This window comes from Arthrobacter sp. QXT-31 (assembly GCF_001969265.1).
Taxonomy (GTDB): Bacteria; Actinomycetota; Actinomycetes; order Actinomycetales; family Micrococcaceae; genus Arthrobacter.
Map to the genome: position 1 here is coordinate 4,904,478 of NZ_CP019304.1, position 25,455 is coordinate 4,929,932.

Here is a 25,455-nt window from a genome sequence, read left to right on the forward strand (position 1 = left end):
TGGAATCTGCCGCCGGAAGGTGCCAAGGTGAAGCCGTGGAGTGAACCGTCCGGCACTCAAGCAACGGAGGATGTCATGAATCCCGACGATCTGGTCTTCCACCCCTGGACCGTGCAGGGGCCGCGCGATGTGCCGACGTTGATCGGCGGCTCAGGGAGCCACGTCGTCGACGTCGACGGGCGGCGCTACCTGGACTTCAGCTCGCAGCTGGTGTTCACCAACCTCGGCCACCAGCATCCGCGTATTGTCGCTGCGATCAAGGAGCAGGCTGACCGCCTGTGCACACTCGCACCCGGCCATGCGTCCGATGTGCGGGGCGAAGCAGCCCGCCTGATTGTGGAGGTCGCGCCGGAGCACCTCGGGCACGTGCTGTTCACCACCGGCGGGACCGAGGCCATCGAGCATGCGGTGCGGATGGCACGTCTGTATACGGGACGGCACAAGGTGCTCGCCGCCTACCGCTCCTATCACGGATCAACGACCACCTCGATCCACCTGACGGGCGATCCCCGCCGCTGGGCCTCGGACACGGGAACGGCAGGCGCCGTCCATTTCTTTGGTCCATTCCTGTACCGCTCTGCCTTCGGCTCTGCAACCCCCGAGGAAGAGTCCGAGCGGGCGCTGGCCCATCTCGAGCAGGTGATCCTCCTGGAGGGCCCGTCGACGATCGCCGGCCTGGTCCTGGAATCCGTCGTCGGGAGTTCGGGGGTCATCGTGCCGCCACCCGGCTACCTGCGCGGAGTCCGCGAGTTGTGCAGCCGCCACGGCATCGTCTACATCGCCGATGAGGTGATGGTCGGCTTCTGCCGCACGGGTGCCTGGTTCGGCGTGGACCACGATGGTGTGTCACCCGACCTGATGGCTTTCGCCAAAGGCGTTAACTCCGGGTACGTTCCGCTCGGCGGCGTGCTGATCAGCGACCCCATTTACGAAATGTTCACCAAACGCCCCTATCCGGCGGGCCTGACCTACAGCGGCCACCCTCTCGCCTGCGCAGCAGCCGTTGGCGCCATCAATGCAATGCACGAGGAAGGCACCGCGGCGGCTGCTGCCCGCCTCGGCACCGATGTCCTTGAGCCAGGACTCAGGAAGCTTGCCGGAAAGCACGAGTCCGTCGGGGATGTGCGGGGCATCGGCGGCCTCTGGTGCCTGGAACTGGTCCGCAACCGGCTGACGAAGGAGCCGCTGGTGCCCGCCGGGGCCAAGGGCGCCGATAACGCGCCGGTGGCCGCAGTCGCCAGGGCGTGCCTGGACAGGGGGCTATTGCCGCTGGTCCAGGGCAACCGCGTCAATGTCGCTCCGCCCCTCAACGTGACTGACCCAGATGCGGCAGCGGGGCTGGCAATCCTGGACGAGGCATTGTCCGTGGCCGACACATACCTGAGCTGACCCGTATGCATTCAGTACGCCGGCCGCGGCCGGTTCAGGACAACACGCGGTAGGTCACGTGCGTGACCAGGCTCGCTGCCCGTGAGCTGATCTGTTCGAGTTTCAGCGGCGGGACGCCGTCGAACAGCCGCGTGCCTGCGCCGAACGTGAGCGGCGCTATATGCACGCGCAGCTCGTCGATCAGCCCGGCGGCGAGGTACTGGTTGATGGTGGCGGCGCCACCGCTGATTGCGACATCACCGTCCCCGGCCGCTGCGCGTGCCTGCGCCAGTGCCGCCTCGATGCCGTCGGTGATGAAGTAGAACGTGGTGCCGCCAGCCATCGGCTGTGGCTCGCGCGCGTGGTGCGTCAGCACGAAGACCGGCGCGTGGAACGGCGGATCGTCGCCCCACCAGCCGTTCCACTGACGGTCCCATTGGCCGCGCACAGGACCAAACATGTTGCGCCCCATGATGAAAGCTTTGGCGCCAACAATTTTCTCGATCTCGGCCCGGTTCTCGTCGGGCGTCTTGAACATCCAGGCGTGCAGCACGTCACCGGTGCCGTCGCCGCCGTCATCGCCGAACGGGCGCTGCTCAGTCTGGTTGAGCCCGGCAGAGTACCCGTCGGCCGTGACCGTGATGTCACAGACGACCCTGCCCATACGTTCTGTCATTGCTCTCTCCTCCTCGCAGCGATCGTACCTGCGCATGAGAAGACCCTCACAGGGTTCTCATGGCTGTCTCAGGTGCCCCAGTCACCATGGAGGTGTCGAAGGCGATGAAGTCATCCGGGCCTTCCCCAGGCCCGGGCATCGGGACAGTCGGGACAAGAAAATGCTGAAAGCTCTGGAGAAAGCCACCCACCAAGCCGATTCGCCCGCGCCACCGTTCCTGATCGACCAGGTGGCTGCGCTGCTGTGTTACGACCCCAGCGTGCGCTCCGGCGAACAGAACGCCTCGAGCGCCATGAGCGCCGCCGCGGGCCGGGTCTGGTCAGTCCTCGGTGACCGCAGGCTGTTCGACAGGAGTGCGGTGGACCAGCTCCGCCTGGAGCTGACGTGGCTCACCGAAGCCCTGGGTCCGCTCAGCCACTCCGCCCCTGTGCGCGGACAGCCGCAATCCAATGAGCGCGCGTATGAAGCGGCATACGATACGGCGCTGACGGCCCTCGAGTCCGAGCGGTACTTCCGGCTGGTGGCCGATCTTCAGCAGTTCTGCTCCACTCCCCCGGTCAGGCAGCCGCGGCTCCGGCATCTCTATTGGGGATGACCCCCTCAGCCGGCAAAGCATCAAATCCCGCCAGGCAGCACGTATGATTCTTCCCCGGTGGGTTTCTCCTTCCCGGAACGGCCCGGAGCAGGGCTGACCCGAGGGAAGGAAACAGTGATGAGCAAATGACCGCAAAGCTTCCTCTGGGCGGCGCGGTGCGGCGCGACGATGTCCTGCTTCGCATCGGGCGCTGGCTGGGAGATGAGTCCGGGGACCGTACCCGGCCGGTCATCCTGGCGGTCGTGCTGGTTCTTGCAGCGCTCGGCCTGATCGAGGTTGCTTCGGCCTCGTCGGTGGAGTCAGTGGCGGCCGGAAAGAATCCGTACGACCTCCCGCTGAAGCAGGCGATGTGGACGGCAGCCGGGGTGGGCATCATGTTTGGCCTGGCCCGCCTCAGGACGCGGCACATCCGGTGGCTTGCCTGGCCGCTCCTGGGGGCCGCCGTCGTAGCCCTCGGCCTGGTGTTCACGCCCCTGGGCATGACGGTGAACGGCAACCGGAACTGGCTAAGCTTTGGCGGGTTCACGGTCCAGCCGTCCGAGTTCGCCAAGCTCGCCCTCATTGTTTGGGCGGCGGCCGTCCTGTCCCGCAAGCAGGGTTTGCTGCACGAGTCGAAGCACGCTGTGGTCCCGCTGCTCGTGCCCGGCGGCTTGATCATCATCGGGTTTGTGGCGCTTGGCCATGACCTCGGCACCAGCATGATCATCATGATGATCCTTGCCGCCGTCATGTTCTACGGCGGTGTGCGGATGAAGGTTTTCGGCGTCGCCGGCATTCTTGCCGCAGTGGGAGCCCTGATCCTGGCAGCCACCAGCGGTAACCGGGTGTCCCGCATTTCGTCGTGGCTCGGCGCTGGCTCGGCGGACGATTCCCAGGGAGTGGGCTACCAGGCGCTGCACGGCCAGTACGCCCTGGCTTCGGGCGGTTGGTTCGGAGTGGGGCTGGGGCAGAGCCGGCAGAAATGGAACTGGATCCCCGAGGCCCACAACGACTTCATCTTCACGATCCTCGGTGAAGAACTCGGCCTGGCCGGAACGCTCATGGTGCTGGGGCTGTTCACGGTCCTGGCAGTCGCTGTTTTCAAGGTTATTGCGCGAACCGAGGACACGTTCGCCCGCATTGTCTCCTCGAGCGTGATCACCTGGATCATCGGCCAGGCTGTGGTGAACATCGCCATGGTCACCAGCCTGCTCCCCGTCATTGGCGTGCCCCTGCCGTTCATCTCCTACGGTGGCTCTGCGATGGTCTCATCGCTGGCCGGCATCGGCGTGATCCTGGCGGTCACCCGCCCCCAGCCCGTCCACACTCGGTCGAAGAAGCCGCGCCTGGCGGCGTCGCGGGGCTGACAACCACGGGGCGCTGGTGGATGTCAGCGGGGGCCGGACTTTTCGGTATACCCCCAGAAAATACCGAAAATCCGGCCCCCGCTGCCGTGGCGGGAAACTCACCACGTGCAACCTAGTCAGACCCGCGGCGTGCGCAGTGCCTGACCAGGTACGGTCAGGCGTTGAAGATGACGAAGAACTTGCGGATCCGCTCCTGGATGTCCCAGGTTCCCTGCCAACCGATCGGGAAGAAGCCGGCAGTGCCAGCTTCCAGGGTGACCGGTTCGCCTCCGTCTTCGGTGACCACCATGCGTCCCTCGAGGACGTGAATCACCTCTCCGCGCTCCAGGAATTCCCACCGCGACAGGCCCGGTTCCGCTTCCCAGACTCCGGAGAGGATTCGGGAGTCCTCGCTGGTAAAGGGAATGCCAATGCGCGTGGGAATCTCGTCACCAAGCACCTCGGCCAGCGGAGGGCCGAGCGGGGCCTCGTCCAGTTTCCCCCTGAAGAGTTCTGTGGGCTGGAAGGTTTTGCTCATTGGATGTACCTTTCTACTGCTACTCGCCGCTATTGGAATGCACTTCCCTCCCCCAAAGGGTGGGCCTGACATCCATCGTCCTGTTTTTTCCAACGGCGCAAAACACTCATTCGGGACAGTTTTAACTACCCTTTTGGGTTGGTAAGGTACTCAGCGTCAGACTTTCGCTTCAGCGGCCATGCTGAGCAGATCCACTCCGTGCATGGCGTCGGCGGCCCGGACGAGTGCCAGATGTGAGAACGCCTGCGGGAAGTTGCCGGCCATCCTCATCGCCTTCGTGGCGTACTCCTCACTGAGCAGCCCCAGTTCATTGGCGAAGCCCACGAGTTTGTCCATGAGGTCCTTCGCCTCGGACATGCGGCCGGTGCGCGCATACTGCTCAACAAGCCAAAAGGAACATGCGAGAAAGGGGTGTTCGCCGGGGTCCAGTCCGTCAACGCCGGTCTCGGTGCGGTACCGCAGCAACAGTCCGTCTTCGGTGAGGAGTTCCTCCTCCAGCCGGGCAACGGTTCCCAGCATGCGCTCATCGTTGTACGGAAGAAACCCCACCTGGGGCATGACCAGCAAGGCCGCATCGGTTTGCTGCCCGCCATAGGTCTGCGTGAAGGAATTAAGGTTCTGGTCGAATCCCTCACGGATGATTTCCCCGCGCAGCCTCTCGCGCAGCTGTTCCCAGTGGTCAGCGGGTCCGTCCAGGCCATGGTTCCGGACCGCTCGGATGCCGCAGTCGAAGGCAGCCCACATCATCACCCGCGAGTGCGTGAAGAACTGCGGGTCCCCGCGCATCTCCCAGAGTCCAAAGTCCTTGTCCTCGATGTGTTTTTCAACAAAACCGAGCAGGATCTGCTGAAGCGTCCAGGAGAAGTGGTCCTCCTTGCCTCCTGCCATGCGGAGTCTTTCCAGCGCCACCATCACTTCGCCCACGACGTCGGCCTGGAACTGTGCCACGGCAGCATTTCCGATGCGGACGGGCCGTGAGTCCAGATAACCGGGAAGATGGTCGAGGACGCGCTCCGGCAACTCACGTTCCCCGCCGATGCCGTACATGATCTGCAGATCCTCGGGGTCGCCGGCGAGGGCCCGGAGGAGCCAGTTGCGCCACTGCAGCGCCTCAGTTTCGTAGCCGTGGGTAAGCATGGATTCCAGGGTCAAAGCCGCGTCGCGCAGCCAGCAGAACCGGTAGTCCCAGTTCCGGGGGCCGCCGAACTCCTCCGGCAAAGACGTGGTCGGGGCTGCAACGATGCCACCGGTTTCATAGTTGGTCAGCGCCCTGAGCACCAGCAGTGAACGCTTCACCGCTCCTCCGTAGGGACCATCCGAACGGCAGTGGCTGCCCCAGCGCGTCCAATAATCGATCGCCTGTTCGAGTGCGGCGTCGATGTCCACCGCCGGAGGGACGGGCCGGTGCGAAGGGAACCACGTCAGCTCAAAGTCGAAAACCTGTCCCCGCTCCACGGCAAATTCCCCTGAGTGCCCGTGCGCGTGGGCCTCCGGCAAGTGCGGTCCACGCAGCGCAACAGCGTCCGGTCCCGCCATGGCCAGAAGCACTGTTCCACCCGGAGGGGCGCCATCCTGGATCCGCCTGCTCCAGGGCACAACCGTGCCATACCCCAGGCGGATGATGAGCTCCTGGTACATCTCGACGCGCCCCTCCAGTCCGGTGACCCGGCGCAGAATTGACGAACCCGTATGCGCCACCGGCATGAAGTCCGTGACCTGGACCTGCCCCGTCGGCGTCTTCCAGACTGTTTCCAGCACAAAGGTTGACTCGACGTAGCGCCACCCCACCACCTCCGCCTCGGATTGCCGCGGCGCCAGCAGCCAGCGGCCGTGGTTCTCTATCCCGAGCAGGGAACTGAACAACGACGGCGAGTCGAACCGCGGGAAGCAGAGCCAGTCGATGCTGCCGGATCGGGAGATGAGGGGCCCGGATTGGAGATCCGACAGCAGTGCGTAGTCCTCAATGGGAGCGGCCATGGATTTACTAAAGCACAACTGGCTTCTTCGCGTCAGACTGCGCGGGAAATCGTCCCGGGTCTGTGACTTCGCTGGTCAGCGAGATGCACTCGGTCGGGTTTCCCAATAGTCTGGCGGGGTGGATACAAGCACCGTGAACTCCGGCGAACAGCTTGGCAGGCAATCGCGCATTCTTGAAGCCGTGCTGGAACTGCTGTCGCGCCACGGCATTTCCGGTGTCAACATGCGCGCCGTGGCGCGGGAGGCCGGCGTCGCCCTGGGGCTGGTGAACTACTACTACGAAGACAAGTCCAGCCTGATCCGCGCCGCGCTGCACCGGATGGACGAGCACGACCTCATGCTCGTCGCGCCCGACCCCAGCTCACCCCCGGACCAACACCTCCGCAAGGCCCTGAAACGCGTAGCCGCCGCCGACCTCCTGACCACGCGCTACCTGTCGCTGCGCCTCCATCTTTGGGCGCTCGCGCAAGCCGACCAGGATTTCGGGCAGATCAACGCGGCCGCGTTCGACCGGTACCTCGACGGGCTTGCCGCGCTGATCGGGAACGCAAAGCCCGAGCTGCCCTGGGATGAATGCAGGCGGCGCGCAGACGATATCGTCGTCATACAAAACGGCATGTGGCTGACTGCGCTCCTTGGCATCGACAACACAGCCATCCAAAGAAGTATCGCCCGCACGGAGCAGATCGCCTTCGCCCCTGCCGAGTAGGTCATTACCACCGCCAGTACGTCACCAGCGCAGTAAGCCCGCCCCCGCCCGGGGCAGCGGCCGCCGCCCCTGCGTCAGCCCGTTCCAATCTCTTCGGAGCCCTCTGCCGCAGCAGTCTTAAATGCAATCTTGAACATTTGTTCATGCGAACCCTTGAACAGTTGTTCAACTTCTACTAATCTGCATTTATGACCTACGCCACACCAGCCCGGTGCAGTGTGGCCATTCCATCCGTCGCAGGCGTCCCGCCCAATGCCGAGCGGGAACCCGACTGCAAGCCCGTCGCCGTACTACCAGAGGAGACACTATGACCGATTCCGCATCCACCCTGTTCATCAACGGCTCGTGGGAGCCGGCCAGGTCCGGCGCGGTGCGCCAGATACGCAACCCGGCCGACGGCGAACTCGTCGCCACAGTGTCCGAGGCCGGGCGGGAAGATGCCGAACGTGCCATCGCTGCGGCCCGCGCGGCCTTCGACTCCGGCGTCTGGGCCGCGGTCCCGGCACCCGAGCGAGGCGCCTTCCTGCTCAGGGTCGCCGCGGAACTGCGCGAACGCCGCGAGAAGTTCGCCCGCGCCGAGTCGCTGGACACCGGAAAACGGATCATCGAAAGCCGGATCGACATGGACGACGTCGCCGCCTGCTTCGAATATTTCGGAAGGCTCGCCGGCCAGCAGGCGGGCCGCATGGTCGACGCCGGGGATCCCGCCGTCGTCAGCAGGATCGCCTACGAACCGGTGGGCGTCTGCGGCCTGATTACGCCGTGGAACTATCCGCTGCTCCAGGCAGCGTGGAAGATCGCACCGGCGCTGGCCGCCGGCTGCACGTTCGTCCTCAAGCCGTCCGAGCTGACCCCGTCCACCGCCATCCTGACCATGCAGCTGCTGCAGGATCTGGGCCTGCCGGACGGGGTCGCCAACCTGGTGACCGGTCCCGGCGCGGAGGCGGGCGCACCGCTCTCGGAGCACCCCGCCGTCGACCTTGTCTCTTTCACCGGCGGGCTGGAGACCGGCAAGCGCATCGCCGCCGCCGCGGCCGGCACCGTGAAAAAGGTGGCGCTGGAGCTGGGCGGCAAGAACCCCAACGTCGTGTTCGCCGACGCCGACTTCGACGCCGCCGTCGACAATGCGCTGAACGGTGCGTTCGTCCATTCCGGGCAGGTCTGCTCTGCCGGGGCGCGGCTGGTGGTTGAGGAATCGATCGCCGAACGCTTTGTTGACGAGCTGGTCCGCCGCGCGCAGGACATCCGCCTTGGCGGTCCGTTCGACGAGGGCGCCGAAACCGGGCCGCTGATCTCCGCGGCCCACCGCGAGAAGGTCCACGCCTACGTGCAGCGCGGCGTGGAGGAGGGCGCGCGGCTGCGGTGCGGCGGCGCCGCACCCACTGAAAAGAAGTACGACGCCGGTTTTTACTACCAGCCCACCGTCCTGGACCGCGTGCGCAAGGGAATGTCCGTCGTCGTGGACGAAGCGTTTGGGCCGGTGGTAACGGTCGAGACGTTCCGCACCGAGGATGAGGCCGTGGCCACCGCCAACGACACGATCTACGGGCTGGCCGGCGCCGTCTGGACCCAGGACGCCGGAAAGGCGCAGCGCGTTGCAGGCCGGCTGCGGCACGGCACCGTCTGGATCAACGACTACCACCCTTACCTCCCCCAGGCCGAGTGGGGCGGCTTCGGCCAGTCCGGCGTCGGCCGCGAACTCGGCCCCAGCGGCCTGGCCGAGTACCAGGAAGCCAAGCACATCTACCAGAACACCAGCCCCCAGGTGACCGGCTGGTTCGCTGACCACAGCAAGGAGAACTAGATGCATACCGACAACATCGAGAACCTCAACGACCGGGAATTCGACTACATCGTCATCGGCGGCGGATCCGCCGGCGCAGCAGTCGCCGCGAGGCTGAGCGAGGATCCGGCCGTGACTGTCGCCCTCGTGGAAGCCGGCCCGGACGACCGCAACCTGCCCGAGATCCTCCAGCTCGACCGCTGGATGGAACTGCTGGAATCCGGCTACGACTGGGACTACCCGATCGAACCGCAGGAGAACGGCAACTCCTTCATGCGGCACGCCCGCGCAAAAGTCATGGGCGGCTGCTCGAGCCACAACTCCTGCATCGCCTTCTGGGCCCCACGCGAGGACCTGGATGAGTGGGAATCCAAGTACGGCGCCACCGGCTGGAACGCTGAGGCCGCGTGGCCGCTGTACCAGCGCCTGGAGACCAACGAGGACGCCGGGCCGGACGCGCCACACCACGGCGACTCGGGCCCCGTGCACCTGATGAACGTGCCCCCGGCGGACCCCGCCGGCGTCGCACTCCTGGACGCCTGTGAACAGGCGGGCATTCCGCGCGCGAAGTTCAACGACGGCACCACCGTCATCAACGGCGCCAACTTTTTCCAAATCAACCGACGCGCGGATGGCACCCGCTCCTCCAGCTCGGTCTCGTACATCCACCCGATCATGGAGCGCCCTAACTTCACTCTGCTGACCGGCCTCCGCGCCCGGCAGCTGGTGTTCGACGCAGACAAGCGCTGCACCGGCGCCGATGTTGTGGACTCGGCATTCGGCAGGACTCACCGGCTCTCCGCGCGCTGCGAAGTTGTCCTGTCCACCGGCGCCATCGATTCGCCCAAGCTGCTCATGCTCTCCGGCATCGGCCCGGCCGCGCACCTGGCGGAGCATGGCATCGAGGTCCTGGTCGACTCCCCCGGCGTCGGCGAGCACCTGCAGGACCACCCCGAAGGCGTGGTGCAGTTCGAGGCCAGGCAGCCGATGGTGGAGACGTCGACGCAGTGGTGGGAGATCGGCATCTTCACCCCCACCGAGGACGGCCTGGACCGCCCCGACCTGATGATGCACTACGGGTCCGTCCCGTTCGACATGAACACTCTGCGGCATGGCTACCCCACCACGGAGAACGGCTTCAGCCTCACCCCCAACGTCACGCACGCGCGTTCCCGCGGCACCGTCCGGCTGCGCAGCCGCGACTTCCGCGACAAGCCCATGGTTGACCCGCGGTACTTCACCGATCCCGAGGGCCACGACATGCGCGTCATGGTCGCCGGCATCCGCAAGGCACGGGAGATCGCCGCCCAGCCCGCCATGGCTGAATGGACCGGCCGCGAACTCTCCCCCGGCATCGAGGCGCAGACCGACGAGGAACTCCAGGACTACATCCGCAAGACGCACAACACGGTGTACCACCCCGTCGGTACCGTGCGGATGGGGCCCGACGACGACGTCATGTCGCCGCTCGACGCCGAACTGCAGGTCAAGGGCGTCACCGGCCTGCGCGTTGCCGACGCCTCCGTCATGCCGGAGCACGTCACGGTCAACCCCAATATCACCGTCATGATGATCGGCGAACGCTGTGCGGACCTCATCCGCGCGAGCCGGAGCGGCGAATCAGCGACGGCGGAGGCGGAGCTCAGCGCAGCCCTCGCCTGACCGGGAGCTTCATGCGCCGGCAGCAGGCGTAACGAGCACTGAACACTTGTTCATAACAGCTCTTGAACACATGTTCAGCATCGACTAACCTGCTCAGTATGATCCACGCCACACACAATGGAGTCCGGCGGCGTGTGTCCATAACTTTCAGCAGCTAGTCACCAGCAATTGGGGGAAGACGGCCGGGCGCTGCAGCGCGGTGCCCGGCCCGTCGATTTCAGCAGTGTGATTTAATCTGCGTCCAATGGAGGCCGCGGGTAATCACCAACGTGCTTTTCTGACTTAGGAGTTCAGATGTTGGAACCCAGCAAGAGTACTGATTCAAGCGGTATGGACGAATTCGGCTATGCCCAGACCCTGGACCGGAGCATCGGCAAGTTCGCCAGCTTCGCCGCCGGGGTCAGCTACATCTCCATCCTCACCGGTGTTTTTCAACTGTTCTACTTTGGTTTCTCCATGGCCGGCCCGGCGTACGCCTGGTCCTGGCCCATCGTTTTCGTCGGCCAGCTGATGGTGGCGCTGTGCTTCGCCGAACTGGCAGGCCGCTACCCGGTGGCCGGTTCGGTCTACAACTGGGCCAAGCAACTTTCGTCAGGGACGTTCGCATGGCTGGCCGGCTGGCTGCTGCTGATCTCCTCCATGGTGGCGCTCGGCGCCGTCGCCCTGGCGCTGCAGCTCACCCTGCCCCAGATCTGGTCCGGTTTTCAGATCGTAGGTGACGGCACCGGCACCTACGACTTCGCCCTCAACGGCGTCCTGCTGGCGAGCATCATGATCACCATCTCCACCCTCATCAATGCTTTCGGCGTGAAGCTGATGACCAAAATCAACAGCATCGGCGTCTTCGTGGAGCTTGCCGCGGCCGTGCTGCTGATCCTTGCCCTCGGCTGGCATGTGGTCCGTGGCCCCGAGGTCCTCTTCGACACTGCCGGCTTCGGTGAGGGGCACGACCTCGGGTTCTTCGGAGTCTTCCTTATCGGCGCGATGGCTTCCGGCTACGTCATGTACGGCTTCGACACCGCCAGTTCCCTCGGTGAGGAGACCAAGGACCCGAAGAAGACCGCTCCCAAGGCGATCCTGCGGGCAATCACGGCGTCCTTCATCCTCGGCGGCCTGATCCTGCTGTTCGGCATCCTTGCGGCTCCGGACCTTAGCGACCCCAAGCTCGGCTCTGCAGACGGCGGCCTGCAGTACATCGTGCTGTCGGTCCTGGGCGGGCCGTTTGGCAAGGCCTTCCTGGCCTGCATCGTTGTTGCGGTGTTCGTCTGCACCCTCGCAGTCCACGCCGCCGCTATCCGGATGATGTTCGCCATGGCCCGGGACAACAACCTGCCCTTCAGCCGGCAGCTCAGCAAAGTCCATCCCGAGCGTAAGACGCCGACCGTGGCGGCCATCACCATTGGAGTCATCGCCATTGTTCCGCTGATCGTCAACGTCTCCCAGCCTGCGATCTTCACGATCCTGTCCAGCATCAGCATCGTGCTCATCTACCTGTCCTACCTGCTGGTTACCGTGCCCCTGCTGCGGCGGCGCTTCCTGAAGAAATGGCCGCTGTCCGACGAAACCCACGGAAAGGCCGGGTTCAGCCTCGGCCGGTGGGGCCTGCCCGTGAACATCCTCGCGGTCCTGTGGGGCGGCGCCATGACGATGAACCTGATCTGGCCGCGCCAGGAAATCTACAACTCCGTGCCGCCGTTCGAGTGGTACCTGCAGTGGGGCGGAGTCATCTTCGTCGCCGCCGTCACCGCAGGCGGGGCCCTGCTGTACCGCCTGAAGATCAGGCACCAGACCGGCGTCCTCGCCGAGCACGCAGCGGCCGCCGCAACAGATCCCTCGCCGGACTCTGTCGAGGCTGTCGAGGTGGCAGCTCAGTCGACCACGCAGGAGCCAGCCAAAATAATGGGCACGGTATAACCGCAGCCGCAGCCCCGGAGCGCATCCCTTTGCCGGTAGCAACCGGCGAAGGGATGCGCTCCGGCGTCTGTCCGGCCTCTGCCGGGCCCCTTGGGTGGCCATGAAGTGGCAAGACCCGAGCACTGAAGACATCCGTGCCCTGTTGCACCGGTGCCAGGCAGGGTATGTTGCACGAATGGACGATACATATCAGGTCATCGTGGTCGGCGGAGGGTTTGCCGGCATGACCGCGGCCGAGCACCTGGGCCGCAAGGGCATCCGTGTACTCCTCATCGACGCTAACAACTATCACCAGTTCCAGCCCCTCCTCTACCAGGTGGCGGCGTCGCAGATCGGGGTGTCAGCCGTGGCCCGGCCCTTGCGCTCGGTTTTCCGCGGCTCGAAAGGCGTCCGTGTGCTCACGGCAGAAGTGACGGCGATCGATTCCGCCACCCGCACTGTCACCACGGTCGACGGGACCCGCTACCAGGCGCAGATCCTCGTCATTGCCGCAGGCGCGGTGCCGAACTTCTTCAACACTCCGGGCGCCGAAGAACATGCCTACCCGCTGTATTCCGTGGCCGACGCCACGCGGCTGAGCGCTGCCCTCACTGCTGTGCTGGATGAGACAGACCGCGCACATTCAGGCAATGCCGACGTGGTGGTTGTCGGCGGTGGCCCGACTGGCGTTGAGACCGCGGGCGCACTCGCCGAGAACATCAAGTACCTCGTGCCGAAGTACTTTTCGCCGGACCTTGCGGCCCGGTGCCGAGTCCACCTCGTGGATATGGTGCCGAACGTGCTGATGGCGTTCTCTGAGAAATCACAGGAGTACACGCGCGACCGGCTGGTGAAGCTCGGGGTCCAGCTGCACATGGGCCAGGGTGTTACCGAGGTCCGCGACGACGGCGTGACACTGGCGGACGGGACGGTCATTCCCGCGCAGATCGTGGTGTGGGCCGGCGGCCTGAAGGCCGGGAAAGTTGTCGCCGAATCGGGACTGCCGCAGGGGAAGGGCGGACGCATCGACGTGCTGCCGGACCTGACCGCGCCCGGCGCCGAAGGCGTCTACGTGCTCGGTGACGCAGCCAACATCACCGATGCCAGCGGCGCCAAACTCCCCCAGCTCGGCTCGGTTGCCGAGCAGTCCGGCAAATGGGCCGCCCGCAACATTCACGCCGACCTGACCGGCGGCACACGGCAGCCCTTCGCCTACTGGGACAAAGGCTACATGGCCATGGTCGGCCGCGGGGCCGCCGTCGCCGAACTGGGCCGCAAGCGGATCCAACTGCAAGGGCCGCTGGCGTTCCTCTCATGGCTCGGTGTCCACCTCGCCTTGCTCCCCGGCACCCAGCAGAAAATCCGCGCGCTCTCCTCCTGGGTTACCGGCTACGTTACGCACAGCCCGTCCCACGTCGTCGTCGGCCGGCCGGATTAGAAGGTTCAAAACCGCCGTCGACATCAGCGCTGGCCCCGGCGTAGGCTGACAGCATCGGCGCATGTGCCCGGTGACCCTGCGTCGATACCTCAATCGATGAAGGAGGACCAATGAGTGCTGTACGTGAATTCATGACTACGGATGCGCAGTGTATTAAGGAGAACCAGTCTCTCGTAGATGCTGCACGGATGATGCTGGATCTGGACTGCGGATCGTTGCCGATCTGTGGTGACGACGGCAAGTTGAAGGGCATGATCACTGACCGTGACATCACGCTGAAGTGTGTGGCCACTGGCCGCGATCCACGTGAGATGCTGGCCCGTGACCTCGCCATGGGCAGGCCCCACTGGATTGAAGCCGATGCCAACGTTGACGCCGCCATCGAAATGATGGAGAAGTACCAGGTCCGTAGGCTCCCCGTCATTGCTGACCACAAATTGGTAGGCATCATCAGCCAGGGTGACATCGCGCGCAACTACACAGAGCAGCGCGTGGGCGAACTGGTGGAGCACATTTCGGAACGCAGCCGAATGCAGACGAGCAGTTCCTAAGTCAGGCAATTCCTTGGCAAACAGCGCCGCGGAGATACTCTCCGTGGCGCTAATTTTTCTGCAGGCTTTGGACCTGGTCCCGGCACCTGCCCCGCTGAGGAGATTCGCCTAGGCTGGCTCCATGAGTATCGAGTCTTTGACCGCCCAGTTGCGCCACTTTGCCCAGGACCGCGATTGGGAACAGTTCCACACGCCCAAGAACCTGGCCATGGCCCTGAGCGGCGAGGCCGGCGAGCTGCTGGCGCTCTTCCAGTGGCTACGGGACGAGCAGGTCAGTGAATGGTTCGAGGACCCGGCCAACAGGACCGCCGTGGAACATGAGATGGCCGATGTCTTTGGTTACCTCCTGCGGCTCGCCGACGTCCTGGACATCGACCTCGAATCATCCCTCCGGGCCAAAATCGGTATCAACGCGCAGAAGTACCCCGTCGAACTCGCCCGCGGCAATGCGCTGAAGTATACGGCGCTGGCTGCCATGCGGCCAGCGGACAGCTAGGTGTATTGACCACGGACGTTAGTGACGCTCGGCGTGGTTCGGTGACATGAAGAAGACCTCCGGGTGGAGTGGGGCTTGTCTAGAGTCCAATTCCACGCACGGAGGTCTTCATGTCCCACCCTAACGCTCTTCTGACGCCCCGTGGCCGGCTGCAGCTCGCGCAGTGTGTCGTTGACCAATGTTGGAGTCTGCGCCGGGCCGCGGAACGGTTCCAGGTCTCGGTCCCGACCGCTGCGCGCTGGGCTGAGCGCTACCGCGAGCATGGACCGGAAGCAATGGAGGACCGCTCCAGCCGCCCGCACTCTTCGCCTCGGCGGACTGCCACGCGTACCGAGCGGCGGATCATCGCCCTCCGTGTGAACCGCCGGTGGGGCCCTGCCAGGATCGGTTATCTGCTGGGCATCCACCCCTCCACCGTCCATCGTGTGCTGTCCCGCTACCGGCTCGCGAAACTGGCCTGGCTCGATCGCGGCACCGGCAGGGTGATCCGCCGCTACGAACACGACAAGCCCGGGGACCTGGTCCACGTCGACATCAAAAAGCTCGGCCGTATCCCCAATGGCGGCGGACACCGGGTCCTGGGCAGGACCGCCGGGTGGAAGAACAAGACCGGCACCACGGCCAACCGCCGGCCCGGCTATCACTACCTCCACAACGCCGTCGATGACCACTCACGTCTTGCCTACAGCGAGATCCTCACCGACGAGAAAAAGGAAACAGCAGCAGCCTTCTGGTCCCGGGCCAATGCCTGGTTCAACGCCCACGGAATCACCGTCCAGCGCGTCCTGACCGATAACGGGAACTGCTACCGGTCCCGCGCTTTCGCTGAAGCCCTGGGCCCGGACATCAAGCACAAACGCACCCGCCCCTACCGGCCACAAACCAACGGCAAGGTCGAACGCTTCAACCGGACCATGCTCGAGGAATGGGCCTACATCCGCCCGTACCGCTCAGAGGCCGAGCGTGTCGCCGCTTTCCCCGACTGGCTCCATGCCTACAATCACCACCGAGCCCACACCGCCCTCAAAGGTCAGACACCGGTCAGCCGCGTCACCAACCTCTCAGGTCAATACAGCTAGGCTCGCCTGCACCCGCGGTGGTAAATAGTTCGTCCCGGCAGGTGCCGGCAGGTCCGGCAAAAATTTTCCGCCCCAAAACAGGGCGTGTCTGATATATTAGTTTCGTCCTCTGATATATATTAGTTCCACATGGGATCTGAAGTTCTCGGAGGATCAATCGTCAACTCGATGAGGAGTGGAACAGCATGCAGCAACTCGCGCACCGGCTCGAACGCCTAGGCACCGAAACCGCCTTCAGCGTCGCGCAAGCCGCCGCGGCCTGGAAGGCGAAGGGGAACCTGGTGTACCCCTTCCACCTGGGCGACATCAACATCCCCACCGCGCCGAACATCGTGGAAGCGATGAACCGGGCGATCGCAGATGGCTACACGGGCTACTGCCCCGGCCCCGGCATCCCGCAGCTGCGTGAAGCCCTGGCTGACGACATCGGCTCGCGACGCGGTATCGAATTCTCCCCCGAGAATGTGGTGGTCATGACCGGCGGCAAGCCCGTCATCACGAAGTTCCTGCAGGCGGTCATGAACCCCGGCCAGGAAGTGCTCTACCCCAACCCCGGCTTCCCGATCTATGAATCGCAGATCGAGTACCTCGGCGGCACGGCCGTACCGTACCGCTACGTGCCCACCAGCACGGGCTTCGCGATCGACCTGGAGCAGATCCGCGCCTCGATCACCCCGAACACGGTCGCCATCATCTACAACGACCTGCAGAACCCCATTTCGGCGGAGTCAACGGCGGCCGAGCGCGAGGCCATTGCGCAGCTCGCCATCGAACACGACCTCTGGGTCCTCTCCGACGAGGCCTACTTCGAAACCCGCTATGAGGGAGTCTCGAGCTCGATCACCTCGATTCCCGGCATGGCCGAGCGCACCGTGATCCTCTACACCTTCAGCAAGAAGTTCGCCATGACCGGCTCACGCCTCGGCTGCGCCGTCGCCCCGCGCGAGATCGCCCAGGTGCTCAGCACGCTCAACACCAACGACGAGTCCTGCACCACGCACTACGTGCAGTGGGCCGGCATCGAAGCACTCCGCGGCCCCCAGGATTCCGTGCAGCAGATGCTCGACATCCTCCAGACGCGCCGCGATACCGCGTGCGAGCTCGTGAACTCCATCCCCGGCATGCACGTCGCCGTGCCGCAGTCCACGTTCTACCTGTTCCCGGACGTCACCGAGGTCATGGAGCGCCTGGGCTACACGGCAGTGGGCGACTTCGCCAGCGATGCCCTGTACAAGACCGGAGTCTCCTTCTGCACCCGCGAGCACTTCGGACGTCGCCTGCCCGGCGAGGACCGGCAGTACATCCGGCTCGCCTACTCGGGCATCGAAGCGGCAGATATCCGCGAGGGTCTGGGACGCCTGCGCGAATGGATCGAGACCGCATGAGCCGCGTAGTCGTCACAGGACGGATTCCTGACGCCGCCCTCGAAAAGATCCGCGCTGAGCACGAGGTCGATGCCTGGGCCGGCCCGGAGTCCATCAGCCGCGAGGAGCTCCTGCGCCGCGTCGCCGGCGCCGACGCCATCGTGAGCCTGCTCACCGAGCGCGTCGACGGCGACCTGCTGGACGCCGCGGGCCCCCAGCTCAAGGTTGTCTCCAACGTCGCCGTCGGCTACGACAACATCGACGTGCCGGCATGCACCTCCCGTGGCGTCGTCGCCACCAACACCCCCGGCGTGCTCACCGAGGCCACCGCCGACATCGCGTTCGGGCTCATCCTCATGGCAACCCGCCGGCTGGGTGAGGGCGAACGGCTCATCCGCGCCGGCCAGCCCTGGAAGTGGGGCATGTTCTTCCTGCTCGGCTCCAGCCTGCAGGGCAAGACTCTCGGCGTCGTCGGCATGGGCGGCATCGGCCAGGCCACGGCACGCCGCGCCAAGGCCTTCGGCATGGAGATTGTCTACCAGTCCCGCAGCGAGATCGACCCCGCGATCGCCGCGGAACTGGGTGCCCGCCGGGTCGACCTTGACGAGCTGCTGACTGTCTCCGACGTCGTTTCGCTGCACTGCCCCTACGGCCCGAACACGCACCACCTGATCGGCGCGGAGCAGCTCGCTGCGATGAAGAGCTCGACCTACCTCGTCAACACCGCACGCGGACCGATCGTCGACGAAGCGGCACTCGCTGCCGCGCTGCGCGACGGCGTTATTGCCGGTGCCGGGCTCGACGTCTTCGAAAAGGAACCGCAGGTCCACCCTGACCTGCTGGACCTGGAGAACGTGACATTGGTGCCGCACCTCGGCTCGGCCACCGTCGAGACGCGCACGGCTATGGCTGTGCTCGCCGCCGACAACACACTCGCCGTGCTCCGTGGCGAGCAGCCGCCCACACCAATCAGTTAGTCAGCGGCACCGCCAACGCATAAACGAGTATGAGCCCCGTCCCCCAAAGGACGGGGCTCATACTCGTTCCCGGGGTGACCGCCTCATGGCGAATCTCACAGGTCCCCCATGCCGTCTTTAGCATGGACGGCTGGCAAAATTGAAGAGAGGAGTTCAACCCAGCGATGGCCATACTGAACGGCCGCGGCGCACCTGTCACCCGGTACCTGAGGTCACAACCTGCAGTTCAGTACGGATTCCGTCGCGGCGCCCGGATGTCCAGGCGCTTCCCTTGACCAGTGTGGTGAACGTGAGATCCGGTCATCAATCGTCAGTTAGGAACCGAAATGCTTAAAGAAACACTCTACTGCGACGTCTGCTGGACGAATCCTAACCACGCCCACATCCGGGACTTGCCCATCTGCTCTTCCTGCATTGAAGAGTTCAACATGACCGGCCTGCACCGTCTGGTGTACCTAGATAAGGAACCGTACGAGACGCCGGACGGGAAGCGGATGACCGACGCCGAGGCGAAAGAGAGCAGCGAACCCGCGCTCTTCACGCCGCGCAACAGCGAAGAGCTCGTTGCTGCCCGCTTTGAAGCCCTCATAGCAGCATTCTGACCTAACCGCAGCCGGGTCGTCGCCGCCTATGACTGGGCCGCACCCAGGCCCCGTCCTTTTTCAGGCGTGGTTAGAGTAGCAGCGTGAAGACCCTGGGCATTGACCTGGCTGCTGATCCAAAGAGAACTGCTGCTGCCGTCATTGAATGGCGTGACGGGCAGGCCCGGCTTGTCCACTTGGTGCTCGGCGTAGGTGACGAACCCGTCGTCGAGCTTTTCGGAGCATCAGACGTTACCGGGATCGACTGCCCTCTTGGCTGGCCCCGGCCCTTCCTTTCATTCCTGCTGGGTCATTTCCGGGAGGATCCGGATGCGGTGCTTCGTCATGACGGGTTGGCCGGACGCCGGGAGCTTGCCTACCGGGCCACCGACCGGTTTGTCACGCAGCAAACGGGCATGATCCCGCTGAGCGTCTCGGCCGACCGGCTGGCGCATCCGGCCATGCGCTGCGCAGTCATTCAGGCCAAGATCGCTCGCGTCTGGGGCGTTCAACGCCGGGACGGGACGGGGCGTCTTGTCGAGGTCTACCCCGCAGCGTCGCTCCGGATTTGGGGTATTTCTGCCCGGAGGTACAAGGGGCGCGGTACGCCGGAATCCGTAGTCCGGGCAGGCATTCTTGGCCAGCTCGCCGCCGCCGCGCCCTGGCTGGACTTTGAGGCCTACCGCGACCAACTGACCGCCTCGGATGATCTGCTCGACTCGGTCATCGCATCCCTGACAGCCCGCGCTGCGGCCCGTCGGGCAACCCTGCTTCCTGGCCCCGATCAGGATCTTGCAGCCCGTGAGGAGGGCTGGATCCACCTGCCAACAGGATCACTCACCGGGCTGAACACATAGGGACCAGCCGGCCCGAGACATCCAGCAGTCCGTCATGAACGGAGACCTGCCCGTTCCAGGGTCCTGGAGAGCTTGTCAGCCAGCATCGCTCCGGAGCGTGCGTCGTGACCACGAAGATGTTCGAGGGCCGCCAGCGCCGTGAGCGCAACATCCAGCAGCTCCTCCTCAACATCGCTGGCCGTATGCGTGACGCCTTTTCGAGGGTTCTGCCCCGTCGCGCCGATATAGGCAGCGACAACTTCGCCCGCCTCTTCCGTGATTTTCGAAAGCCGCGCCCAGGTCGCGGCTTCGGGATGCCTGCCAACGTTTCCCTGATCGATCCATGAGCTTAAGGCAGCCACTCCCTGGGAGAAGTTGTCGAGCCCTGCTGTCCCTGTTTCCTGGCGTTCTTTCATACGGTCACACTCTTCTCTTCCACTGTCGTCAGCGACACAATACCGCCCTGTAGAAGAAGCTCGTGCGGGCACTCCCCTGCTCGACGCATTCCCAGCACATCACGATAAACTGGACCGGTCATGATGGGTGTCCAGCTCCGTCTTCTGGCCTGGTTCGTCAGCCTGGCGACCCTCCTCTCGGGTTGCGTACCCGCCACGAGACTGGATGAGGTCGCCACCGATCGACCGGCCCAGAGCTCCTCCGCCCCGGCAGCTGCACGCGACAATGTCCCCGCTCCGCACCGGACAGCCTCCCCCACTCCGACATCGGTTGCCACGCCGCCCCCGGCGTCAAAGCCGGCCCCGGCGCCAAAGCCGGCCCCGGCGCCCAAGGCGTTCGCCCTGAACCTGTACCAGGAGGGGGACTTCGTTCCGCAGTACACGTTTGAGTGGTGCGTGGCGGCGAGCATCCAAATCATGCACAACCTCATCGACGATACGGGGACCGGGAAGTGGGCCGATCGTGTTCAGCAGGGCGAGCTGTGGGAGATGGCACGGGCACGGTCGTTCAACTCGTTCAACGGTGCCAACCCCCTGGGATGGGCGAAGGTGCTGAACGAGGTCGGAATGGGGCCGTATACCGTGGTCAGCATCGCCGACTATGAGGAAGCGCTGCGGACTGCTGCGCGTGCCATCGCCGACACCGGCCGGCCGGTGGGGCTAGTCATGTGGCGTGGCCGCCACGTGTGGGTGATGAGCGGCTTCCAGTCGCTCGGCGATCCCGCCAAGTTCCCGAAGTTCTCGGTCACCGGCATCCGCGTGCAGGATCCGCTCTATCCCTACGGCGATCAGCGCTGGGGACCGTCGCCCGCGCCCAACGCCCTGCTCACCCCCGAGCAGTTGGCCACGCAGCTCGTCGTACGTGAGCCGCGGCGTTGGAGCAGCAATATGCCGGCCGGCTACATGCTGGTACTGCCGCGCGGCAAGGCCTGACCGGACCTTTGTGCTAATCGCCGGGCACAGCATGGAAACGCACGTCCCCGAGGTCTGTGGCGTGCGAGAATACCGCATGACCTACGAACCGCAGTCCACCGCCAATCCGGCGCTACATGCAGCGCATGACCTCGCTTTCGAAGCCGCCTTCAAAGCCGCCCAGAAGAGCTTCAACGAAGGCGGTATCCCTATCGGAGCCGCTCTAGCCCGTGGCGGCGAGGTCATGGCGAGCGGACACAACGAACGAGTTCAAAACGGCGACCCCATTGCGCACGGGGAAATGTCCGCACTTCGCGCGGCCGGCCGGCAAAAGACCTACCGGGACACCACGCTCTACACCACCCTCGCCCCGTGTGCCATGTGCACCGGAACCATCATCCAGTTCAAGATTCCCCGCGTGGTGGTCGGTGAAGCACGCACGTTCGACGGCGAGTTCGAACTTCTGCGATCACGCGGCGTTGAGGTGGTGGTCTTGGATGACCAGCGGTGCGTGGACATGATGCGCACCTTCCAGGACAACAACCCGGACTTGTGGGCGGAGGACATCGCCGACTAGGACCAGGTTATGCGTGGGCTCCGCCTTGCGGCTTCAGAGCCGGGCCCTCAAGGCATTATGAAGATTGACGTGGATTTCCAGCCGCTCCAAAGCGGAAGTATCGATGAGGGACCTTCCAGGTGGCGGGCCTGGTGAAAGACCTCTTCAGAGCCCGATTCTGTGTTAATGGGAGGGCGGACATTGTGAAGGGTCACGGCTTGGCCTGCGCCTAAGAAGAAACTTTTATAGGAATCCCGGATGAGCTGATTAGGTCCGGGTACGTCCACCTCCCAGATCCTGTGCTGGACTGTCAGGGACCGAGCCTTCGTGCAATAGACCCTCACGGGGTAATCCGTAAGCTTCTGGCCACTCGAGCTGAAGCCGGCGAAGGTGGGTTTCAACGGCGTGACGCTGCAGGCAAAAATCGACGGGACGGCGGCTTGGGCAGGACCGGCCAGGGTGACAGGAACTGCCGCCATAGCAAGCGCGGCAGCAGCGAGCACGGCGGCCCTTTTGGCTGAGGTTGTGGACTTGAACATCGGATCTCCTGTAGACGTCCGGCAAAAGAGTGCCGGCGGTTGTACGGCAAAGGCGCACCCGCAGGGTGGCACGATATGGGGCTGGCCTTTGGCGGCCGCTCCTGAATGTGATTCGTACGCTCCATATTCGGGCCATGCCCAGGCTCAGCGCTTCCGTGCTACCACCGTTATCGCGCAGCTTTAGGGTCTGCGCCGCCCGCAGCGCGCCGCCGTCGGGCACTCCACCCTTTCCGTCAACGCGGCGCATGCTAAGTGTGCTTAGTATGTTGGGGTGACCTGTCCGAAACGACGACCGGAGGATTCCGGTGGGAAGAGGTAACCATGGCCACGATTCCAGTTGTAAAGCCGAAGAGGGCGGGGGAAGCATGGGTTCCGTAGTGATTTTTGCCCCGTCACCCGTCCTGACCGTCACCGTTGAGGACGTTGCAGGCACCGCAGACATCCACCTCCACGCCGGGGGCCAGGGCGTTTGGCAGGCCCGCATGCTGAAGGTGCTCGGAGCCGAAGTGACGATGTGCGCGGTCTTTTCCGGCGAAACCGGAAGCGTCCTGCAGCACCTGATCGATGACGAAGGCGTAAAGCTGTTGCCGGTGTCCGGCGAAGGCAGCAGCGGCGCCTACCTGCACGACCGCCGCGGCGGTGAACGCGACGTGGTGGCGGAGTCGCCCGGCCACCGGCTCACACGCCATGAACTGGACGAACTGTACGGGCTGACGCTGCAGGCCGGAATGAAAGCGGGGACGGTGATCCTCAGCGGCACCGGCCGGGAGGATTCAGTGCCGCCGGACATGTACCGGAGGCTGACCGCCGACCTGCGCACCGCCGGATGCACTGTTGTCGTGGATCTGGCCGGCGAGCGGCTGAACGGCGTCCTGGAGGGCAAACCGTCGCTGGTCAAGATGTCCGACTCTGAAGTCGTGGACAGCGGCCGCGCCGAAGCGTCGGAAACGGGCCTCCTTGTTGAGGCCATGCATACCCTCAACAAGGAGGGTGCGGACGCCGTCATCATCACCCGGGCGCACGAATCATCCCTCTTCCTGAGCGACGGGGAAATCAGCGAAATCCACGTCCCCCAGTTCGAAACGGTGGAAACCAGCGGAGCAGGTGACTCCCTCACCGCCGGGGTGGCTGCAGTTCTGGCCGATGGCGGCACCCTTCACGACGCCGTTGTCCTGGGCACGGCAGCCGGGGCCCACAACGTGACGCGCCACGGGCTGGGCTCGGGTGAGTCCGCGGTCATCCACGAAGTGGCCAAGCTGGTCAAGATTGTTCCACTGGACACCAGTTCAGCGGAACCGGCGCAGCAGGTGAGCCCGGACGAGCTGGCACGGAAGGTCAGGACACCATGAACCAACGTATTCGCGTCCTCATTACCAACGACGACGGCATCGCCTCCCCAGGCCTGCACGCCTTGGCCGCCGCCGCCGTCAGGGCGGGACTGGATGTTGTGGTGGCGGCCCCGGCCTCGGAAGCCAGCGGCAGCAGCTCGTCGATCACCGCGGTGGAAGAGGACGGCAGGATTTCGGTGGAAGAGCGCGAGCTGGAGGAACTGGACGGGGTGAAGGCCTTCGCCGTCCACGGCGCACCGGCGTTCATCACGATGATCGCCACCCACGGCGCCTTCGGCACCCCGCCGGACCTGGTCCTGTCCGGCGTGAACCGCGGGGCGAACGTGGGCCGGGCAATCCTGCACTCCGGCACGGTCGGCGCGGCGCTGACAGCCGGCGTCAACGACGGCCGCGGTATGGCGGTCTCCCTGGACACCGGCCTCAAGCCGGACACGATCCATTGGGACACCGCCGCGCAGCTGGCCACCGGGCTACTGCCGTTCCTGATGGAACAGGAGCCGGGATGCGTGCTGAACCTGAATGTCCCGAACAGCGCCGGACTGCCCGAGTACCGGACGGCCACGCTGACACGGTTCGGCATCGTGCAGACCACCCTGGCGGAACGGGGGCAGCAGCACGTGCGGCTGGCCATCGCCGATACGGCCGAGAAGCCTGACCCTGACAGCGACGCCGCCCTATTGGCGGCAGGATACGCCACGGTGACCGCCCTGCAGCCGGTCACCGGAACGGCGCTGCCGTCCCTGGACGGTCTGCCGCGCGTCGTTTCCGGGGCTTAGGGCGGAAGGTTTACCAAACGGAAGCGGACGACGGCGGGACCTCCCGCCGTCGTCCGCTTTCCTGCCGCGCCGCTCCCCACGGCGGCCGTACCAACAGGAAGCACCCGCAAAGTCAACTCAATTCGGCTCCGGACTTCATTGATTATCAGTTTGCTTACTAATAGGTTGAGTGCATGCCGACGACCAGCAATGTTGAATGGGACCCGGGACTGGCGGCCTACAAGGGGCCGGACACCACGGCCTACGTGTCCGCCGCAGCGGCGGCCGCCACGGCATGCGCCTCCTGCCGAAAGCCCGTTTCAGCACAGGTCCCACTGTCCTTGGCGGTCGACGTTACCGGGGCCACAGATGAGGACGGCATTGAATATTTCGCCTTCGACGCTGAGATCTGCCACCGCGCCTGCCGGGAGCCCTCCCTGACCTTCACTCCTGGACACACCGCACCTGTGGAATTCACGCCCCGCGCGGCCCGGCTCGTCCTCGAGGACCGGGCGGTCCGCACCACCACAGCCGGTCTTGTCTTCACTTACCTGCCCATGCTTTCCTTCCGGGAACCCGGCGGGGAGCTGACCTCCGCACTGGTTACTGCCCTCCTTTCCCAGGGCTTTCAGTTGGCCATGAGCGCGGACGTCGGCGAAATACTGCGCGACTCCGGCCAGACCGCTGACGATTTCAACGGCGTGGTGACCGCCGAGGGACTGCTGACTCTTCATGCTGGCGAGGCAACAATGTACCGCGAACAGCTCGACCTGGCCGATCCGGAGGATGCAACCTGGCTGGACGTCGCCCGGAACGGCTCGCTGCTGGTGATCGGCGGCGACAACCTCATCTTCAATGGCACGGGCAGCCTGGACCTGAACACCGCCGCGCTGCTGGGCACACTCGTTGCGGGGAAGGTCGCGGTCAGCCTCCTCCAGGCAGAGCCGACCAGAGGGGAAAGCGGTCCTGCCCAATGCGCCGATGACGCACCTCGTTCTGCCGCGGAGGCCCATGGCGTGAAGTGGGAGAATCGGCCATGAT

At 64.9% G+C, this 25,455-nt stretch carries 24 protein-coding genes; 20 read left to right on the top strand and 4 right to left on the bottom strand.

Annotated features, from left to right (window positions below; genetic code table 11):
- Positions 1–75: 75 nt before the first annotated feature.
- Positions 76–1,389 (top strand): aspartate aminotransferase family protein, encoded by a 1,314-nt coding sequence (locus BWQ92_RS22400; protein ID WP_076803319.1) that lies wholly within the window; start codon positions 76–78, stop codon positions 1,387–1,389.
- Positions 1,390–1,423: 34 nt separating this feature from the next.
- On the opposite strand, the gene BWQ92_RS22405 is transcribed toward BWQ92_RS22400, so the two are convergent.
- Positions 1,424–2,044, bottom strand: a complete 621-nt coding sequence (locus BWQ92_RS22405) for a dihydrofolate reductase family protein (protein WP_087872468.1) — start codon at positions 2,042–2,044, stop codon at positions 1,424–1,426.
- A gap of 160 nt (positions 2,045–2,204) precedes the next feature.
- Here BWQ92_RS22405 and BWQ92_RS22410 point away from each other — a divergent pair, with 160 nt between their 5' ends.
- Both BWQ92_RS22410 and ftsW read left to right on the top strand, forming a co-directional pair.
- Positions 2,205–2,639 carry a CHAD domain-containing protein gene (locus BWQ92_RS22410; protein ID WP_076803321.1) on the top strand — a complete coding sequence of 145 codons (435 nt, stop codon included), beginning with the start codon at positions 2,205–2,207 and terminating at the stop codon, positions 2,637–2,639.
- Between the two features lie 125 nt (positions 2,640–2,764).
- A complete protein-coding gene (gene ftsW / locus BWQ92_RS22415) occupies positions 2,765–3,985 on the top strand; it encodes a putative lipid II flippase FtsW (RefSeq protein ID WP_076803322.1) in 1,221 nt (406 codons plus the stop codon).
- Positions 3,986–4,139: 154 nt separating this feature from the next.
- Here the strand turns inward: ftsW and BWQ92_RS22420 are convergent, their stop codons facing one another.
- Together BWQ92_RS22420 and BWQ92_RS22425 are read right to left on the bottom strand one after the other, a co-directional pair.
- Positions 4,140–4,502 (bottom strand): cupin domain-containing protein, encoded by a 363-nt coding sequence (locus tag BWQ92_RS22420; RefSeq protein WP_076803323.1) that lies wholly within the window; start codon positions 4,500–4,502, stop codon positions 4,140–4,142.
- 156 nt (positions 4,503–4,658) lie between these two features.
- The gene (locus BWQ92_RS22425) at positions 4,659–6,479 is read right to left on the bottom strand and encodes a glycoside hydrolase family 15 protein (protein ID WP_076803324.1); all 1,821 of its coding nucleotides are present in this window, start codon (positions 6,477–6,479) and stop codon (positions 4,659–4,661) included.
- 118 nt (positions 6,480–6,597) lie between these two features.
- On the opposite strand from BWQ92_RS22425, the gene BWQ92_RS22430 reads away from it, so the two are divergent.
- From BWQ92_RS22430 to BWQ92_RS22485, 12 genes are all read left to right on the top strand, one after another.
- Positions 6,598–7,188 (top strand): TetR/AcrR family transcriptional regulator, encoded by a 591-nt coding sequence (locus tag BWQ92_RS22430; RefSeq protein WP_076803325.1) that lies wholly within the window; start codon positions 6,598–6,600, stop codon positions 7,186–7,188.
- A gap of 307 nt (positions 7,189–7,495) precedes the next feature.
- Positions 7,496–8,992, top strand: coding sequence for an aldehyde dehydrogenase family protein (locus BWQ92_RS22435; RefSeq protein WP_076803326.1), 1,497 nt, complete (start codon positions 7,496–7,498; stop codon positions 8,990–8,992).
- Positions 8,993–10,633: a GMC family oxidoreductase gene (locus tag BWQ92_RS22440; protein ID WP_076803327.1), complete on the top strand. Its 1,641-nt coding sequence runs from the start codon at positions 8,993–8,995 to the stop codon at positions 10,631–10,633.
- Between the two features lie 294 nt (positions 10,634–10,927).
- Positions 10,928–12,547, top strand: a complete 1,620-nt coding sequence (locus tag BWQ92_RS22445; protein ID WP_076803328.1) for an APC family permease — start codon at positions 10,928–10,930, stop codon at positions 12,545–12,547.
- A gap of 175 nt (positions 12,548–12,722) precedes the next feature.
- Positions 12,723–13,964: an NAD(P)/FAD-dependent oxidoreductase gene (locus tag BWQ92_RS22450; protein ID WP_076803329.1), complete on the top strand. Its 1,242-nt coding sequence runs from the start codon at positions 12,723–12,725 to the stop codon at positions 13,962–13,964.
- 110 nt (positions 13,965–14,074) lie between these two features.
- Positions 14,075–14,515, top strand: coding sequence for a CBS domain-containing protein (locus BWQ92_RS22455; RefSeq protein WP_076803330.1), 441 nt, complete (start codon positions 14,075–14,077; stop codon positions 14,513–14,515).
- Between the two features lie 121 nt (positions 14,516–14,636).
- Complete coding sequence (locus BWQ92_RS22460) at positions 14,637–15,011, top strand: nucleotide pyrophosphohydrolase (protein ID WP_076803331.1); 375 nt, start codon at positions 14,637–14,639, stop codon at positions 15,009–15,011.
- A gap of 110 nt (positions 15,012–15,121) precedes the next feature.
- A complete protein-coding gene (locus tag BWQ92_RS22465; protein ID WP_076797945.1) occupies positions 15,122–16,090 on the top strand; it encodes an IS481 family transposase in 969 nt (322 codons plus the stop codon).
- Between the two features lie 185 nt (positions 16,091–16,275).
- Positions 16,276–17,475 (top strand): pyridoxal phosphate-dependent aminotransferase, encoded by a 1,200-nt coding sequence (locus BWQ92_RS22470; protein WP_076803332.1) that lies wholly within the window; start codon positions 16,276–16,278, stop codon positions 17,473–17,475.
- Positions 17,472–18,431 carry a 2-hydroxyacid dehydrogenase gene (locus BWQ92_RS22475; RefSeq protein WP_076803333.1) on the top strand — a complete coding sequence of 320 codons (960 nt, stop codon included), beginning with the start codon at positions 17,472–17,474 and terminating at the stop codon, positions 18,429–18,431. Before BWQ92_RS22470 ends, BWQ92_RS22475 begins: the two co-directional genes overlap by 4 nt.
- Positions 18,432–18,757: 326 nt before the next feature.
- Positions 18,758–19,033, top strand: coding sequence for a hypothetical protein (locus BWQ92_RS22480; RefSeq protein WP_076803334.1), 276 nt, complete (start codon positions 18,758–18,760; stop codon positions 19,031–19,033).
- An 83-nt stretch (positions 19,034–19,116) separates the two neighbouring features.
- Entirely contained in the window at positions 19,117–19,869 is a 753-nt protein-coding gene (locus tag BWQ92_RS22485) for a DUF429 domain-containing protein (RefSeq protein ID WP_076803335.1), read from the top strand.
- A gap of 32 nt (positions 19,870–19,901) precedes the next feature.
- Here the strand turns inward: BWQ92_RS22485 and BWQ92_RS22490 are convergent, their stop codons facing one another.
- Positions 19,902–20,264: a MazG-like family protein gene (locus BWQ92_RS22490; protein WP_076803336.1), complete on the bottom strand. Its 363-nt coding sequence runs from the start codon at positions 20,262–20,264 to the stop codon at positions 19,902–19,904.
- A gap of 120 nt (positions 20,265–20,384) precedes the next feature.
- On the opposite strand from BWQ92_RS22490, the gene BWQ92_RS22495 reads away from it, so the two are divergent.
- The 5 genes from BWQ92_RS22495 (at position 20,385) to BWQ92_RS22520 (ending at position 25,454) form a co-directional block, all read left to right on the top strand.
- Positions 20,385–21,236 (top strand): hypothetical protein, encoded by an 852-nt coding sequence (locus BWQ92_RS22495; protein WP_076803337.1) that lies wholly within the window; start codon positions 20,385–20,387, stop codon positions 21,234–21,236.
- A 76-nt stretch (positions 21,237–21,312) separates the two neighbouring features.
- Positions 21,313–21,792: a nucleoside deaminase gene (locus tag BWQ92_RS22500; protein ID WP_076803338.1), complete on the top strand. Its 480-nt coding sequence runs from the start codon at positions 21,313–21,315 to the stop codon at positions 21,790–21,792.
- An 883-nt stretch (positions 21,793–22,675) separates the two neighbouring features.
- Positions 22,676–23,659, top strand: coding sequence for a PfkB family carbohydrate kinase (locus BWQ92_RS22510; RefSeq protein WP_076803340.1), 984 nt, complete (start codon positions 22,676–22,678; stop codon positions 23,657–23,659).
- Positions 23,656–24,435, top strand: coding sequence for a 5'/3'-nucleotidase SurE (gene surE / locus BWQ92_RS22515; protein ID WP_076803341.1), 780 nt, complete (start codon positions 23,656–23,658; stop codon positions 24,433–24,435). Before BWQ92_RS22510 ends, surE begins: the two co-directional genes overlap by 4 nt.
- Positions 24,436–24,608: 173 nt before the next feature.
- On the top strand, positions 24,609–25,454 hold the full coding sequence (locus BWQ92_RS22520; RefSeq protein WP_076803342.1) for a hypothetical protein: 846 nt from the start codon (positions 24,609–24,611) through the stop codon (positions 25,452–25,454).
- Position 25,455 lies beyond the last annotated feature (1 nt).

Excerpts from the sequence above, each read along its gene's own strand:
- BWQ92_RS22405 (WP_087872468.1), bottom strand. The coding sequence starts at position 2,044 with ATGACAGAACGTATGGGCAGGGTCGTCTGTGACATCACGGTCACGGCC.
- BWQ92_RS22465 (WP_076797945.1), top strand. The coding sequence starts at position 15,122 with ATGTCCCACCCTAACGCTCTTCTGACGCCCCGTGGCCGGCTGCAGCTC.
- BWQ92_RS22410 (WP_076803321.1), top strand. The coding sequence starts at position 2,205 with ATGCTGAAAGCTCTGGAGAAAGCCACCCACCAAGCCGATTCGCCCGCG.
- BWQ92_RS22520 (WP_076803342.1), top strand. The coding sequence starts at position 24,609 with ATGCCGACGACCAGCAATGTTGAATGGGACCCGGGACTGGCGGCCTAC.
- BWQ92_RS22400 (WP_076803319.1), top strand. The coding sequence starts at position 76 with ATGAATCCCGACGATCTGGTCTTCCACCCCTGGACCGTGCAGGGGCCG.
- BWQ92_RS22475 (WP_076803333.1), top strand. The coding sequence starts at position 17,472 with ATGAGCCGCGTAGTCGTCACAGGACGGATTCCTGACGCCGCCCTCGAA.
- BWQ92_RS22495 (WP_076803337.1), top strand. The coding sequence starts at position 20,385 with ATGATGGGTGTCCAGCTCCGTCTTCTGGCCTGGTTCGTCAGCCTGGCG.
- BWQ92_RS22480 (WP_076803334.1), top strand. The coding sequence starts at position 18,758 with ATGCTTAAAGAAACACTCTACTGCGACGTCTGCTGGACGAATCCTAAC.
- BWQ92_RS22470 (WP_076803332.1), top strand. The coding sequence starts at position 16,276 with ATGCAGCAACTCGCGCACCGGCTCGAACGCCTAGGCACCGAAACCGCC.
- BWQ92_RS22490 (WP_076803336.1), bottom strand. The coding sequence starts at position 20,264 with ATGAAAGAACGCCAGGAAACAGGGACAGCAGGGCTCGACAACTTCTCC.
- BWQ92_RS22455 (WP_076803330.1), top strand. The coding sequence starts at position 14,075 with ATGAGTGCTGTACGTGAATTCATGACTACGGATGCGCAGTGTATTAAG.
- surE (WP_076803341.1), top strand. The coding sequence starts at position 23,656 with ATGAACCAACGTATTCGCGTCCTCATTACCAACGACGACGGCATCGCC.
- BWQ92_RS22450 (WP_076803329.1), top strand. The coding sequence starts at position 12,723 with ATGGACGATACATATCAGGTCATCGTGGTCGGCGGAGGGTTTGCCGGC.
- BWQ92_RS22500 (WP_076803338.1), top strand. The coding sequence starts at position 21,313 with ATGACCTACGAACCGCAGTCCACCGCCAATCCGGCGCTACATGCAGCG.
- BWQ92_RS22435 (WP_076803326.1), top strand. The coding sequence starts at position 7,496 with ATGACCGATTCCGCATCCACCCTGTTCATCAACGGCTCGTGGGAGCCG.
- BWQ92_RS22445 (WP_076803328.1), top strand. The coding sequence starts at position 10,928 with ATGTTGGAACCCAGCAAGAGTACTGATTCAAGCGGTATGGACGAATTC.
- BWQ92_RS22425 (WP_076803324.1), bottom strand. The coding sequence starts at position 6,479 with ATGGCCGCTCCCATTGAGGACTACGCACTGCTGTCGGATCTCCAATCC.
- BWQ92_RS22420 (WP_076803323.1), bottom strand. The coding sequence starts at position 4,502 with ATGAGCAAAACCTTCCAGCCCACAGAACTCTTCAGGGGGAAACTGGAC.
- ftsW (WP_076803322.1), top strand. The coding sequence starts at position 2,765 with ATGACCGCAAAGCTTCCTCTGGGCGGCGCGGTGCGGCGCGACGATGTC.
- BWQ92_RS22460 (WP_076803331.1), top strand. The coding sequence starts at position 14,637 with ATGAGTATCGAGTCTTTGACCGCCCAGTTGCGCCACTTTGCCCAGGAC.
- BWQ92_RS22440 (WP_076803327.1), top strand. The coding sequence starts at position 8,993 with ATGCATACCGACAACATCGAGAACCTCAACGACCGGGAATTCGACTAC.
- BWQ92_RS22510 (WP_076803340.1), top strand. The coding sequence starts at position 22,676 with ATGGGTTCCGTAGTGATTTTTGCCCCGTCACCCGTCCTGACCGTCACC.